We start from the raw sequence: 16134 nt of genomic DNA, 5'->3' as shown, positions 1-16134 counted from the left end.
TTCTTTAATCGTTATTTCTTCTGTTTAGACTTGCTGTTTCCTTTAGATTCCTAATAGCAAACAAATTTTACAAATATAGCCTTTAGAAAACAGCTCTTTCTTATTAAACATTCGTTGTAACAGTTAAACCTTGAATTTTTTTACAAGTTCCTGCAATTCAGAAGCTTTGCTGCTTAATTCTTCAGATGACACGGTGATCCCATTCATTGTAGCATTTTGTTGGACAACAGATACTATCGCAGAATCGGAATTTCCAGCAGATTGTACAGAAATATTGGCAATTCCCTCGATTAATGCAACCATACTTTGAGTACTCGCATTTACTTCCTCAACAATGGCAGAAACTTCTTGTGATTGAGAAGATACATCAGAAATCATGTGCACAATTTCTTCAAAAGAGTTGCCCGTTTTTCGAACCATGATCATGCCTTGATCTACTGCATTCATACCACCAGTCATTGATTCTACTGCTTTCTCTACCTCTACTTGCATGTCTTGAATAAGATGTTTAATTTTCTCTGCCGATTGACCTGTTTGTTCAGAAAGCTTTCTTACTTCATCGGCAACGACTGCAAATCCACGACCGTGTTCTCCTGCTCTTGCTGCTTCAATTGCTGCGTTTAATGCTAAAAGGTTTGTTTGGTCTGCTACACCAGTAATTAAAGATACGATTTGACCAATTTCTTTAGACAATTCCCCGACATTATTAATAACTGACGAAGCATTGTGGACTTTGGTTTCCAATTCATTCATTTGTTTAATGGTTTGTGAAACGACTTCTTGTCCCATTTGTGCATTATTATTTGTAGAAACTGTCAAATCTGAAACAGCTAAAATAGATGATGCTGCCTGCTCCATGCCTTTTGAAATTTCCGATACAGCAAGATTCGCTTCAGATGCACGATTCACTTGTGTTTCTGCACCACTAGCAACTTCTTTAATCACAAATTCAATTTGCTCTGTCGCTTTTTTCGTCTGATCAGCACTTAATGAAAGTTGTTCAGAAGTTGAAGCAACTTGTTCTGAATTTTCCATTACCTGTAGTATTAACGTCTTTAAATTATTTGTCATTTTGTTAAAATCACTTGCTAACGTTCCAATTTCATCCTTGTTCTTCACAACAATAGGTTTTAATGTTAAATTCCCTTGTGCGACCTGATTAACACTCGCCGACACTTCCGAAATTGGTTTTGAAATACTTCTTGCTAATAGTATACCCATAATAATTGCAGCAGTTAATACAAAAACAATAAGAGCAATCGTTATTGTCATAGAGTTTACAAATATTTCTTTCCCTTGATCCGTTGCTTCACTTGCATTTTTTTGATTCATTTCAACTAGTTTACTTATATGACTTTCAACTACTTCTATTTGTTGACGAGAAGCTTTTATCATTGTGCTTGCTGCATCATCATCATTTGCTCTAGATAAGGTAAGTACTTCATCATGTACTTCAAGATAGTTACTCCATTCAGCTTTAAAATCATTATACACTTGTTTTTCTTCAGCTGAAGTTAACACCTTTTCATATTCTGCAAATAATTCATCTAATCGAGTGAAAATCTCTTCAAACCTACTATCAAAATCATTCAACTCACCGATTGTTTCTGCTGATGCGTAAAATAATTGAAATGCCACTACTTGTTCAACAAGATAGCGCATTTCTCCTAACCTCTCAACTGTAGGAAGCCACGTTTCTTCCACTTCAGTTGATTTCTTATTAATTGAATTCATTCCATTTAAAGCTGAAAAGCTAAATCCTGCAATTAAAATAAAAATAATAGCAAATACAATAAATATTTTTCTTCCAACAGTAAATCTATAAGTATTTCCCTCATACTTTTCTCTCTTATTCTGTATGATTTGTTTTAATTTACCCCAACGCTCTCTCACAACAATCCCTCCCCCGATGTGCTTGCACTACAAATGAAAAGCCAACCTATCTTTCACTCACCCTATTAAAAATAGTAAGAAAAGACCCCAATCAGAAACCGATTTCTAAAAGGGGTCTATTCATTAATAAAGATTGTTTTCTTAAGCTTTGTTGATTTGACAATCTTGAAGGAAACAGCACTATATAAAGTCTTGTGGCATCTTTTCTGCTAGAAAAGTACCATTTATGCGTTAAAAAGACTGTTTTCAACAGATAATTAAGTCAATTAGCAACAATCTTTCAGAAAAGAGCCTTAATAAAACATATCAAACCAGCCATTTTTGATTGTTTGCTTATACCAATAGTAGCTGTCTTTCTTTGTTCGCTCTAACGTATTGAAGTCAACATGAATAATACCAAAACGCTTATCATAGCCTTCAGCCCATTCAAAGTTATCAAGTAGTGACCATGTTAGATAGCCTTTAATGTTTACACCAGAATCTATCGCTCTACTTAATGATGTTAAATGTTGTTTCAGGTAATCTATTCTTCTTTGATCCTTCACACGACCATTTTCAACACCATCATTATAGCAAGCTCCATTTTCTGTAATATAAATAGGAATCTGACCATATTGATCTTTCAACTTCGATAATGCTTTATAAAAACCTTCAGGGTAGATATTCCAATCAAAATCTGTTTTCTCATAACCAATATCTACTTTTTCTACATCAAATAAATCATGGTTTTCTTTGTATCTCGCAACACTGCCTGTGTAATAGTTGATCCCAACAAAATCAATTGGCTGATGAATAAATGCCATATCACCTTCTTGAATTGAAAGTGTTACTCCTTTTTTCTCGAACCATTCAACCATAAATTGTGGATAGCTGCCTTTATATACTGGATCAAAGAACCATTCGATAAACCAGCCCATTCCTCTGTTACATGCATCAATATCTTCTTGTTTATTACTATATGGTTCGTTCCATTCTAAGTTTGGAGCATAACCAATTTCACCTGTAACACCTGATTCTCTGAATTTCGTTACAGCCTTACCATGTGCTAATAGAAGATGATGTGAAATCGTTGTTGCTAACTGGAGATTACGATATCCTGGTGCATGAAGTCCGATGAAGTTAGACAAAAATGAAACACACCATGGTTCATTTATCGTGATCCATTTTTTAATCTTTCCATCAAATTCTTTAAACATTAAATCAGCATACTCCGCAAAGGCATCAACTGTTTCGCGGTTTTCCCAGCCACCCTTATCCTGAAGAGCCTGCGGAAGATCCCAATGGTAAAGAGTACACATTGGTTCAATGCCATTTGCTAAAAGCGCATCAACAAAATCATGATAGTATTGAAGTCCTTTTTGATTAACCTCACCAGTTCCTGTTGGAAAGATACGTGGCCATGAAACGGAGAATCGATAAATATCAATTCCTAACTCTTTCATAAGTGCAATATCTTCTTCATAACGATGATAGCTATCACAAGCTGTATCCCCATTATCTCCATTTAAAACTTTTCCTGGTGTTTTTGAAAATGTATCCCAAATCGAAAGTCCTCTTCCATCCTTTGTTGCAGCACCTTCGATTTGATAAGCAGCTGTAGCAGCTCCCCATCTTATATCTTTTGGAAATTCTATGATAGCCATTTTGTTTGCCCTCCACTAAATCTATTCTACAAATTTCCACAAGATTCTCTAATAATAAGTTCAGAATCAATAAAAATAGGTTTTAGTTGTGATTTACCATTTATTAAATCGTCTAACATATATGCAGCCAATTTGCCTAATCTGTCTTTATCCTGTCTTACAGTAGTTAGTTTTGGACTGCTATGACGACAAGCATCAATGTCATCACAACCAATAACAGAGATATCTTGTGGAACCTTTAATCCTTTTTCTTTGATAGCCTCTATTGCACCAAGCGCCATCATATCAGAGACTGCAAAGATTGCTCTAGGATATGGCTTTATTTCTAAAATCCTTTTCATTGCTTGATATCCACTTTCTTCGTGGAAGTCTCCATATTGAACCCAATTCGAATTAATTTTGAGCCCAAGCTGATACATTGTGTCTCTAAAGCCTTTTTCTCGAAAAGATGTAATAGCAGAATCACTATTCCCTCCTATAAACCCAATATCACGTATACCGTGTAAATAGAAGTGTTGTATCACTTTTCTTGATAAATTAACATTATCACTCATGACAAAGCTCGACTTTGGGCCATTTAACTGTATGTCAATACCCATACAGGGAATTTCTTCTCTTACTAACTCATAAATGGCATCTTCTACTTCCTCACCCGAGATAATAAGACATCCATCAACATGAAAGTGTCTACATCTTGCTAAGTAACTACCGTTATCTTTATAAAATTGTTCATTTGAAAACATAATAATATCGTAACCTAACAGTCCAATCGCCTTTTTAAACGAAGTAACAACTTCATTGAAATATGGATGGGTAAAATCAACATTTACTTTTCCGGCATATATTAACCCTATTAAATTAGATTTTTTAGTGGCTAGTGCCTTTGCAGAAAAAGTAGGTTGATAACCTGTTTCAGTTATAATATCCATAACTTTCTTCTTCGTTTTTTCACTAATGCCACTATAATTATTAATAATTTTAGATACAGTTCCTGGAGATACTCCAGCCATTTTCGCGATATCTTTAATAGTTAAATTCATAGTGGGTTCCTCGATTGCCTTTCGCCTTCATAATAAGTTAATACTGTTAGATTACTATTATTTTCACGAAAATTCAATTTTATAAATGTCATTCTAACAATGAACTTTATGGAAAGGAGAGTTATTTCACTGCTCCATCTGTAATACTCGAAATAAATAATCGGTTGAACAATAAGAAGATGATAATTAATGGGACGGTCGCCCAGAAAACACCTGATAAGATCATACCGAAATCGATATTGAATGTATTACTCAAATTCGCTAACGCAACTTGAATTGTGTACATCTCTGGATCTCTTAAAATCGTAAATTGCCATAGGAATTCTCCCCATACAGCGGTAAATACAATGATTCCTAGTGTGGCAAATGCCGGTAAAATAATTGGCAAAACAATGCTTCTGTAGATTCTGAAATTAGAACAACCATCAAGCTTTGCTGCTTCAATAAGTTCATCTGGCACTGAACCTGTCACATATTGTCTCATCAAGAAGATCCCTAAAGGATTCAAGAAGAATAATAGTGCTACCCCATGTAAAGTATCCAATAATCCCGCTTTTGATATTAAGTAGAATTGTGGAATTAACCCTAACTGAGGAGGGATAACCATTGTTAAAAGAATACCTACAAACAATGCATTCTTTCCTGGAAATTTGAATTTAGAAAATGCAAAACCAGCTAAAGAACTAATAATCAATACGATAATTGTTACTGACGTACATAGAATGATCGTATTCCACATTGCTTGGAAGAAATCGATTGATCCTAATACTTTTTGAAAGTTCTCAACTAATAGTTTACCCGGCGTAATTGTTGGCGGGATTGAGTTATAGGCAGAACTTGGACTTGTTGCCATAACAAACATCCAATAAAATGGAAAAAGAGAAAGCAAGGATGCTAAACTCATAAAAACATAGATTGCAATTCTTCCTAACGAAAACTTTTTTGCTCCAGCTACTTCACCCATTATTTTGCCTCCTTCCTCTTCTTACCATAACCTGAAGTTAGTAATGTATTAATCGCTGAGAATACGATAATAATAATTAATAAGATAACCGCTGTTGCTGAAGCTGTACCAAAGGATTGTAGCTTAAACGCATCACGATATAAGTACATCACGACAGTCATTGCTTCATCTCTTGTAAAAGCAGCTGCTCCAAGGAATACTGTTGGTTCTGCGAATAATTGTAATGCTCCAACAGTTGAAAAGAAAACAGTTAGAGTGATAAAAGGTTTTAATAACGGCATTGTAATGTACATAAGTTGTTGGAACTTATTAGCTCCATCAATTGTCGCTGCTTCATATAAATCATTAGAAATACTTTGGAGTCCAGCCAAATAAATAATTGTGTTGTATCCAACCCATCTCCAGAACACCATGATCGAAATAGCTATTTTTGTTCCCCATTCAGACGTTCCCCAACTTACAGGATCAAAACCAAATACTCCTAATACATAGTTGGCGAGGGAAGATTCATGGTTACTAAATAAAACACTAAATATGAGGGCTACTGCAACCATTGACGTAATATACGGCATGAAGATCGTAACTCTGAAGAAATTTCTAAAGCGGAGAAACGATAAGTTTAGTAAAAATGCAAGAATGATCCCTATAATTAATTGTGGTGCAGTTCCCATTAATCCTATAATCACTGTGTTATAAACGGATTTCCAAAAAAGCGGATCTACTAAAACAACTTTGAAATTATTCAACCCTACAAATTCCATTGGACTTAATCCATTCCATTTTTGGAAAGCTAAATAGATACTAAATAGTGCTGGATAAAGACCCACAACCGCAAAAATGATAAAGAATGGTGAAACGTATAAATATCCAGATATCATATCTTTCTTTTCTTCAGACAAAAATCGTTTGTTTTTGACTTTTTTTTCATTTGCAGAAACCATTTTCACTCCCCGTTTCCTTTATAAATTGACTATGGTGCCCCTTTGAGCACCATAGTCAAAATAATTGAATAGTCAGATTAGCGACTTATTAAATCTTGAGCACGTTTAACAGCTGCTTCCCACTCTTCCTCAGGATCTCCACCATCTTGAACGTTCTTAAGAGCATTCAGTACTTCTTGATGAACTGGGAAGTATTTTTCACCTTTGAAAACTGCTCCTTCAATATCTTGTGCAGCCGTAGCAAAAACTTCAGAAGTTACTTGACCACCAAAGAATTCATCTTGGTTCGCAGTAAACTCTTCCATCTCATATACAGCTGGTGCAGATGGGAACAATCCATTACTTTGGAAAGATTTTAATTGGTTTTCTGGTGATACTAACCATTCTACGAAATCATAAGCTGCTTGAGCATTGTCTGTTTCACTTGGGATCGCGATATAAGATCCTCCCCAGTTTGCAGCAAATTCAGATGGTAATGTAGCAACTTTAAATTTACCTGAAGCATCTGGAGCATTTCCTTCCATCCAACCTTTTAACCAACCAGCACCTAATTCAGCTGCGAATTCACCATTATTTACAGCATTAGACCATTCTGGTGTCCACATATCAAATTTCCCTACAATTCCAGCTTCATTTAATTCTACTGCATAATCATAAGCTTTTTTAACTGCACTACCCTCTTTGTCGAGGATTAATTCGCCTTCAGGATTTAAGTATTGCTCAACTGCAGGATCAAGAAGTGCTCTGTAAGCCATTTCAATACTGTCTACGAATGGTTTACCAGTTTTCTCTTTCACTTGCAATCCAGCTTCTTTAAAAGCTTCTGGAGAATTGATTAATGCTTCTACTTCAGCAGGCTCAGTTGGTAAACCAGCTGCTTCAAATACATCTGTACGATAGTATAAAGCTTTTGGACCAATATCAGTTGGAAGACCGAATAAGAAATCGCCATCAGCATTTTCTCCAGCATTCCATTTCCACTCTAGGTATTGATCTTGAACGTCTTTTGCACCTAGATCATATAAGTTTGCAAAACGATCTTGCGCTGCTTTGAAACGATCAAATTGATCAACCTCAAGCATTGCGATATCAGGAGCACCACTACCTGCTGATAATGAAGTAAATAATGCATTATGATGTTCTTCAGTTTCAGAAGATTTAAATTTTATTGTAACATTTGGATTTTCTTCCTGGTATGCTTTAACTAACTCTTCATATCCAGTAGCTCCAAAAGCCCAGAACGTTAATTCTACTTTTTCATCTTTATCTTTTCCGCCACCATCATTTGAAGCCCCTTCATTTCCACCACCATTACAAGCAGCTAATGTGAAGGCAAGAACTAACGTTAAACCTAAAGCTAACCATTTCTTCATGCTTTTCATCTGTATTTCCCCCTTAAATATTCTTTATTGTGAATCGGTCATAACAACTAAATAGAGAAACCGATTTCTTAAAACAGAAACCAAATTACATTATTTAGTATCAGAAACCGCTTTCAAGTAGAATTATATAATGTATTGGCATTATATTCAACTGTTTTTTTGATTTTTTTGAAAAATTATAAAAACCGGTTTCCTAGAAAGAAAAAGATTACATGATATAAGGAAGTATTATCTCTTTCTTAGTATAATAATTTATGTTTTATAGTTAAAGATAGAACTTCATATTATAAAAAAAATTATGCAATAGAACTATACGACAATACTGCGTACAATTTCTAAGACGTTATTAAAACAGGTTCTTTTCGCAAACTTTGTTGCTTTTCAATATCCGAAGCAAACGGTACAGTATTAAGGCTAGTGACATCTTTTCTTCATAAAATAGTACCCTTATAGTGAAAAAACACTGTTTTTAAACCAAATTCTGGTTACATAGCCACAATCGTTCAGAAAAGAGTCTTAAAAAAGCTATCTATTCCCATTTCTTAAAGAAAGAAGGATAGATAGCTTCATTTTATGAGAACCTACATGATCTAACGAAGTTCTATGTTTTTAAATCTTTTCAGCTGCTGTTAAAGATGCACGCACAAAGTCACGGAATAGTGGTTGTGGCTTAGTCGGTCTTGATGTGAATTCCGGGTGGAATTGTGACGCAACAAACCAAGGATGATCTTTTAGTTCAATAATTTCAACTAGACGTCCATCAGGTGTTGTTCCTGAGAATACAAATCCTGCTTCTTCCATTACTTGACGATATTCATTGTTAAACTCATAGCGATGACGATGACGCTCATAAATCACTTCATCTTGATATGCTTCATAAGCCTGAGTTCCTTCTTGTAGCTTACTTGGTGATAAACCTAGACGTAGAGTTCCACCAAGGTCCTCAATATCCTTTTGCTCAGGAAGTAGATCAATAACCGGGTATTGTGTGCTTGGATCAATTTCAGAAGAATTTGCTCCTTTTAAGCCTACTACATTGCGCGCAAATTCAATGGAAGCAACCTGCATTCCAAGACAAATCCCTAAGAATGGGACTTTATTTACACGAGCATAAGTTGTAGCTAAGATCTTACCTTCAACACCACGATCTCCGAAGCCACCAGGAACTAAAATTCCATCAACATCTTCAAGCTGACTTTTCACTGTGTCTTCAGTTAATGTTTCTGCATTAACCCACTTAATCTCAATATCAGAATCATATTCATATCCTGCATGACGAAGTGCTTCTACTACAGAGATATAAGCATCTTGTAATTCTACATATTTTCCTACTAAACCAATTTTCGTTGTTTTAGAAAGATTCGTTACTCGTTTTACTAACTCAGTCCACTCTGTCATGTCTGCTTCATTACACTGAAGCTTTAAGTGATTACAAACGATAGAATCTAAATTCTGATCTTGTAGAGCTAACGGAATTGAATAAAGAGTTTCAGCATCACGACACTCAATAACTGCGTTTGTGTCAATATCACAGAATAGAGCAATTTTATCTTTCATATCTTGAGAAATTGGCATTTCTGTACGAACAACAATGACATTTGGTTGAATACCTAAGCTGCGAAGCTCTTTCACACTGTGCTGTGTTGGTTTTGTTTTTAATTCACCAGCGGCTTTAATATAAGGAATAAGTGTACAGTGGATGTACATTACATTATCACGGCCGATATCACTCTTAATTTGGCGAATCGCTTCTAAGAAAGGTAGTGATTCGATATCACCAACCGTTCCACCAATCTCAGTAATGACAACATCTGCACCTGTTTCTTTACCAGCACGGAAAACTCTTTCTTTTATTTCATTTGTTATATGTGGGATAACCTGGACTGTTCCACCTAGATAATCTCCACGGCGTTCTTTCTTTAAAACGGTTGAATAAATTCTACCAGTTGTCACGTTATTGAACTTCGTTAAGTTCACATCAATAAAACGCTCATAGTGACCTAAATCCAAATCAGTCTCAGCGCCATCATTCGTTACAAATACTTCACCATGCTGATATGGACTCATTGTTCCTGGATCCACATTTATGTAAGGATCGAATTTTTGAATCGTTACACTCATGCCACGGTTTTTTAATAGTCTACCTAATGAAGCAGCTGTGATTCCTTTTCCTAGAGATGAAACAACGCCACCAGTTACAAAAATATACTTTGTCATGATCTTCCCCCTAAAGAAGCTATATGTTTTTATATTGCACAAAAATGAATAAATAAATTTGAAAAACTTAGTAGAAAAGCGAAAGGTCCCTGTATTTCCGACAAAATCAATAGCCAGCTTTAAATCAATCCATTTAAAAAACAGCTTTTAATGCTTGTCTCTACACTAACTTAAAATGAAGAATCGATTTTCTATGAAGAAGATCGGAGCTTAAGTTAATTTTTTTCCTTATAAAATAAGAAAGCTCCCTTCCAAACAAGTTGAAAGGGAGCTGTAAATGGTAAATTACAAACGATAGCTTTTTAAGAGCCCAAAATAGATTCTACCTACTAGCAAAAAGAAAGTCAAGACGATTTAGCGTTATTTTTCGTCTTCTTCTTCATCTTCTTCATCATCATCTAAATCTTCGTCATCATCATCAATAAGATCATCATCATCTTCGTCGATATCCGCGTCATCGATATCATCAAAATCATCATCATCTTCTTCGTCATCATCACTATCATCGAAATCATCTAAATCATCATAATCTAGATCATCCTCTAGTTCATCAAACACTTCTTCTAAATCATCATCATCAGCTGCTTTAGATTTTTTCTTTTTAGGTTTTGTAACAGGTACAATTTCCTCTTCAATTTGTTCATATGGATACCAAGTACGAAGTCCCCACATATTTTCTCCTACACAAATGAAGCGTCCATCAATATTTATATCTGTATAAAATTGTGCAATTTTATCTTCTACTTGTTTTTTAGTAAGTCCTAGTAAAGTTGCTACTTCCTCTACTAATTCACTGAATACATAAGGCTTTTTACCTTCTATAAAAAGCTCATATGCAACCTCAACCATTGCCATTTCTTTTATTTGCTCATCTGTTAATTGTTTTAGACTCAAATACGGCACTCCCTTTCTAGGTCATCAATCTATAAATTAAGAAATAAGAACATTAGTATTATTCGTTACCATTATGTACAAATTGTAAAGTCAACAAACCATACCATTCATTATAAACAAATTCTAGCAGTTTATGCCACCTTTATAACGTAAAAAATACACAAAAATGCTTCTGCACCTTTGTGTCAGAATGAATACCAAATGGTAGGCTTTATTCAAATGGGAGTTTTTAGTGAAGGCTCTTTTCTGAAGAACTGTTGCTAATTGAACTAATTCTCTGTTAGAGACAGTGTTTTCTTCACATTAAAGGTACTATTCTAGAAGAAAAGATGCCACTAGACTTTATATAGTGCTTTTTCCATCAAGTATTAAAAAGCTCAAAGTTTACTAAAACAGCCTTAGTGAATGATAATCATTTAAGTTTCTCTGTTTATTTACTCGATACGATTTGAAAGTAGTAAAAAACTGTAGGTTATGCCCCATAGGCTCATTTCAATCTTTTCGGATATCCTTACATGATTCTCTTTTTATAAGCGTAGCTTTGCTTTTTTCAACAATATTAAACTGCTTTTTCTGTTCAATCGATTCGATTAGAAGTGTTGTTGCTCTCTTAGCTATATCTGCAAACGAAATATCAATGGTTGTTAGTGGCGGAGTAAGATACGACGATATAAACGAATTATCAAAGCCTATAATGGAAATATCCTCTGGAATGTTCAATCCTAGCTCTGCAATAGCTTTATAAGCACCGATTGCCATCGTGTCGTTACTTACAAAAATGGCTGTGGGCTTATTAGGAGTATCAAGAATATGCTTTACTCCCTCATACCCGCTGTCTTCCGTGAAATCTCCCTGAAAAAGATGGTGACTACTAAGCTCCAACCCATTATGCTGTAACGTCTCTTTTAATCCATCTAGCCTCTCCTGCGCTGATAATTTCTTTAAGTTCCCAGTAATAATACCAATGCTTTTATGTCCTAGCTCAATTAGATAATTTACTGCTTTAACACTGCCTTCATAGTTATTTAAATTAATATAAATAGCATCATGACTTTTGCTATGTACTTCATTAGTATCAATCAGTGCTATGTTGTGGCCTTGCTTAATAAGATCGAAAATCATCTCATTCTCTGGTTCCTGTGTACCAATAAAAATCGCGCCATCGATCATTTTTTGATCAAAAATACGTTTCACTTTCTTTAAGTCATCCTTCGAATAGGCAATAGAGATGATAACATAATAATCCATTTTATTCGCTTGATCAGTTACGAAATTAATAACTGGAGAAAAGTATGAGTTGTTTGATATTAATGTATCATCTGTCATTTTGACATGATGGGTCACACCATCATCCTTTACATCCAACAAAACAATAGCAATCATTTTATTCGTTGCTCCTGCCAATTTTCTAGCCGACGCATTCGGAGCATAATTGTGCTCTTTAATCGCCTCCAAAACTTTATCTCTTGTCGCCTGAGGGATATCCGGATAATTATTGATGACTCTTGTTATTGTACTTCTAGAAACTCCAACAAGCTTTGCGAGATCTTCACTACGCATAATGTCTTCACCTAATTCCTAATAATATTTCCTATTATATCAAATACAAGTAAGATTTTAACTATGGAGCTTTTCTCATTATTGATGTCACATTTCTAATGCTAATAAAAAGAAGCTGTCTCAAAAAGTAAAATAACCTTTTAGACAGCTTTTAAATTAGAAATTAGTTGGTGTTCTTATTTTATCATTTTCTATTTATTCATATTTAACCAAAAACCCAATTAGTTTTCTGTTCCACTCTTAGACACAATGTATCAATCATGCAATCCACGTATTTCTATTTCTCTACTACTCTAGTATCTTTTTTCTTGTTCTAAAGTAAACAACCATTCCAGAAGCAAGAGCTAAAAGGCCAATAAGTAAATAGTTATATAGAGATGTGAATGTATCTGGTAATTTTTCACCGTCTTTGTCGCTAGAATCTTTCATGTTTCCAGCTTCTTTAACAGGATCTTTTTCTGTCTCTTCAACCCCTGGTGTTTCATCTCCTGGAGTTTCATCTCCTGGAGTTTCACCTTCTCCATCTCCTGGATTTGGTACTGGTGTTTCTGGTGTTTCTGGTGTTTCTGGCGTTTCTGGCGTTTCTGGCGTTTCTGGCGTTTCTGGTGTTTCTGGCGTTTCTGGTGTTTCTGGCGTTTCTGGCGTTTCTGGCGTACTATCTTCTTCTACCTTTTTAATTATAACATTGTCAATAACAACATCATGTCCTTCTGCTGGTGTTAATCCATCAGCATCTTTCCCTAATGCAAAACCAAATTTAGCGGCAGGATCTGATGGTTCTGTCATTTTAAATGTGTAAGTATAGTTTTTCAGTGTGTTTGTTAATGATGCTGTTTGATCAAAGTATCCTGTCCAATTGTTATCTTCTTCCCCATTATGTTGAATTTGTACACGTAATGGTCGATCAACAGTTGATTTTGCATCAAATGAAACCTCATAAGTAGCATCTTGCTCAAAATTAATTCCCTGTTGGAATACTTGAATATTCCAATCAGCAGAACCTATATCTGTAATAGATGCTTTAGCTTGTCCCTCTTCATTGATAGCAAAAGTTGCTTTACCAGGATTATATGCTTCCGCTCTCCAATTAGCTAGACCATCAAAGATTCCATTTTTCACAAGATTTCCCTCTACTTGCTCCAAAGGTAGTCTTTTCAAAAATACATTGTCAATGTGAACATCGCTGTCATTACCACCAATATTAAATTGAAGCTCTGAATTATTATCAGATGCAGCATTCATAGTTAAATCTAATGTATATTCTTCTGTAGTTGTGGATAAACTTATCGTTTCTTCATGAACTACTTCAGACTTTGAGTTTGTTATAGCTACTTGAATATCTCTTTCTGCTTCAGAACTCGCATCAAACGTTAATTGATATGGTTTTCCATTTTCTAGATTGAAACCTTTTTGAGCTAATTGTACTGAATTTGCATTGTTACCACCATTACTGATTCGTGCTTCAAATCTTCTTTCATTTACAGCACTTCCGATATATCTAGTTGCATCTGCGGATCCGTCTGTTCTGAATTCCCAATAGCCCATTCTCTCTGTACCTTGGTCAAACGTACCATTATAGATATAATTTCCAGTTGGAAGTGGATCTCTTACTATTTTTGAAGGATCAATAGGATCTGCATCTGCAATTTTTTCTAATTTCACATCGTCAAATGAAATATCACCGTTATTAAGACCCATATTGAATTCATATCGAGCTTTAACATCAGTTTCATCATTCATCGTGAATTCAAAAGAATAATCTTCCCAAGATGTTGTTAAAGTAAAAGGATCTTGACCAGCATAATCCTTCCAACTTCGATCTCCATCTGCACCTATCTTCACTTTTAGCGGTCTTTCAGTTTCTGCTTTTGCTTTAAAGGAAGCTCTATACTTTGCTCCTTTTATAAGATGTATTGGTGCTTGAAGTAATTGAACTCCGTGCTCAACATTACCTCCTGATTCAATTTGCACATCCATTGCACCATTATTTGGTACAAGATTAGCAACTGCACCACCATCTTTTGAAAATGTCCAATAATCAGAATTCTGAACACCTTCTACACCGTCTACCTCAGGGTCATCCATGTTAAAGCCACCATTGTATACATAGTTACCATCTTCTAAAGGTGCTCTACCTTGGTCTTCCTCTTCACTAACAGGTTTTTCACGTACAGGGTACTCATCTTTTTGGAATACTTTCACATAATCAACTGCCATTTGTTGAGGGAATACTGTTGTTTCATCAGGATTACCAGGCCATCCCCCACCTACTGAAATGTTCATAATTAAGAAGAAATCTTGATCAAATGGTGCTGGGTACGTATAGTCATCTGCGTTAGAGTCACTTTTAGTGAACCAGTCATTTGCCGTGTGATATAACTCACCATCAATATACCATCTAATTTCGCCTGGTTCCCATTCTATACTGTAAACATGATAATCATCAGCAAATGATTGACCATCAGGTAAATAATAATGTCCTTGTCTTTGTTGATGTGGTTTACCGAAGTGGATCGTTCCATGAACTGTATCAGGTTCATGTCCTAATAGCTCCATAATGTCAATTTCTCCACTAACTGGCCATGTGCCATAAAAAGGTTCATCCTCAGGCATCATCCATATTGCAGGCCAAATCCCTTGTCCTGAAGGCATTTTTGCTTTTACTTCCACTTTGCCATACGTCCATTTCTGCTTACCTTTAGAAATTAGTTTAGCAGAAGAGTAGTTATACGTTTGGCCATCTGCCTCTGTAATATCTTCTTCTCTCGCCTCTAGAATAAGAGAGCCATCTTTCACAAAGGCATTATTTTCTGTATACGATTGTATTTCACCGTTATATCTGCCATTTGTCGGAACATCATAACTCCAGTTTTCCATGTTTATATCGTTGCCATTAAATTCGTCAGACCAAACCAATTCCCAATCGTCTGTCACTTGAGTAGAATCCGTTGCTGTGTTTTCTGCAGCAGAAACGCTACCTTTAAAGGTAAAGCTGGAACTAATAAGAATAACTGCTAGTAATACAAAAAATATTTTTCTAATATTCATAATCTTCCTCCGTTTAATAAAATGTATAGTTTTACAGGGCTATTGGTAATCACCACCTCCTCAAAGAAACCGGTTTTTATCATATGTTTTTTTAAAAATAATGGTATTTATACCTCGTTGTAACAATTACGGAATCTTCGTTATTTTATAAAAGTAACTAGCTCCTCCAGCTAATACTAACACGCGTTAGTAGATGGGTAAAAAAAACTAATGTCTTTTATATAAAATCTTTTGCTAAAGCAGTAAAGTAGTTTTATTGAAATTACGGAAACCGCTTTCAAGATTTATTTTAAACGACAATTTTTAAAATTTCAATCTTTTTTTTATGAATTTGTCGACGTCTTCAAATGTTGATTATTTATCACTTTATAATGTTAGATCAAAATTTTTATTCATAACTTTAAAAGCGTGTCTACGAAAATATCAAAAATAATATGATTAAATACAAATATAGGCTAAAATTTCCTTCATTGATCCATCTTTTATCGTGGGTAAATAAACTTTTTTATTCTGACCAAAATTAAATAACAAATGTCCGTTACTTTTTCCAGA

10 protein-coding genes are annotated in these 16134 nt (G+C 34.9%); all 10 read right to left on the bottom strand.

The features are described 5' to 3' along the window. Positions 1–123: 123 nt before the first annotated feature. Positions 124–1893, bottom strand: a complete 1770-nt coding sequence (locus LC076_RS24370; RefSeq protein WP_226669247.1) for a methyl-accepting chemotaxis protein — start codon at positions 1891–1893, stop codon at positions 124–126. Positions 1894–2186: 293 nt separating this feature from the next. Beyond that, complete coding sequence (locus tag LC076_RS11955) at positions 2187–3536, bottom strand: GH1 family beta-glucosidase (protein ID WP_226669245.1); 1350 nt, start codon at positions 3534–3536, stop codon at positions 2187–2189. A gap of 26 nt (positions 3537–3562) precedes the next feature. Then, positions 3563–4576 carry a LacI family DNA-binding transcriptional regulator gene (locus LC076_RS11950; protein ID WP_226669241.1) on the bottom strand — a complete coding sequence of 338 codons (1014 nt, stop codon included), beginning with the start codon at positions 4574–4576 and terminating at the stop codon, positions 3563–3565. Between the two features lie 121 nt (positions 4577–4697). Then, entirely contained in the window at positions 4698–5540 is an 843-nt protein-coding gene (locus LC076_RS11945; protein WP_226669239.1) for a carbohydrate ABC transporter permease, read from the bottom strand. Then, positions 5540–6481 (bottom strand): carbohydrate ABC transporter permease, encoded by a 942-nt coding sequence (locus tag LC076_RS11940; protein ID WP_226669237.1) that lies wholly within the window; start codon positions 6479–6481, stop codon positions 5540–5542. The genes LC076_RS11945 and LC076_RS11940 overlap by 1 nt, the downstream gene beginning before the upstream one ends. A 77-nt stretch (positions 6482–6558) precedes the next feature. Beyond that, the gene (locus LC076_RS11935; RefSeq protein WP_226669235.1) at positions 6559–7863 is read right to left on the bottom strand and encodes an ABC transporter substrate-binding protein; all 1305 of its coding nucleotides are present in this window, start codon (positions 7861–7863) and stop codon (positions 6559–6561) included. Positions 7864–8472: 609 nt separating this feature from the next. Further along, positions 8473–10080: a CTP synthase gene (locus tag LC076_RS11930; protein ID WP_226669234.1), complete on the bottom strand. Its 1608-nt coding sequence runs from the start codon at positions 10078–10080 to the stop codon at positions 8473–8475. Positions 10081–10440: 360 nt separating this feature from the next. Then, positions 10441–10974 carry a DNA-directed RNA polymerase subunit delta gene (gene rpoE / locus LC076_RS11925; protein WP_226669232.1) on the bottom strand — a complete coding sequence of 178 codons (534 nt, stop codon included), beginning with the start codon at positions 10972–10974 and terminating at the stop codon, positions 10441–10443. A gap of 492 nt (positions 10975–11466) precedes the next feature. Beyond that, entirely contained in the window at positions 11467–12534 is a 1068-nt protein-coding gene (locus tag LC076_RS11920; RefSeq protein ID WP_226669228.1) for a LacI family DNA-binding transcriptional regulator, read from the bottom strand. Positions 12535–12822: 288 nt separating this feature from the next. Continuing rightward, a complete protein-coding gene (locus LC076_RS11915; protein WP_226669224.1) occupies positions 12823–15582 on the bottom strand; it encodes a carbohydrate binding domain-containing protein in 2760 nt (919 codons plus the stop codon). Positions 15583–16134 lie beyond the last annotated feature (552 nt).

This window comes from Metabacillus litoralis, from assembly GCF_020524045.1.
Lineage (GTDB): Bacteria > Bacillota > Bacilli > Bacillales > Bacillaceae > Metabacillus > Metabacillus litoralis_C.
This window is presented reverse-complemented; position numbering and strand designations above follow the sequence as displayed.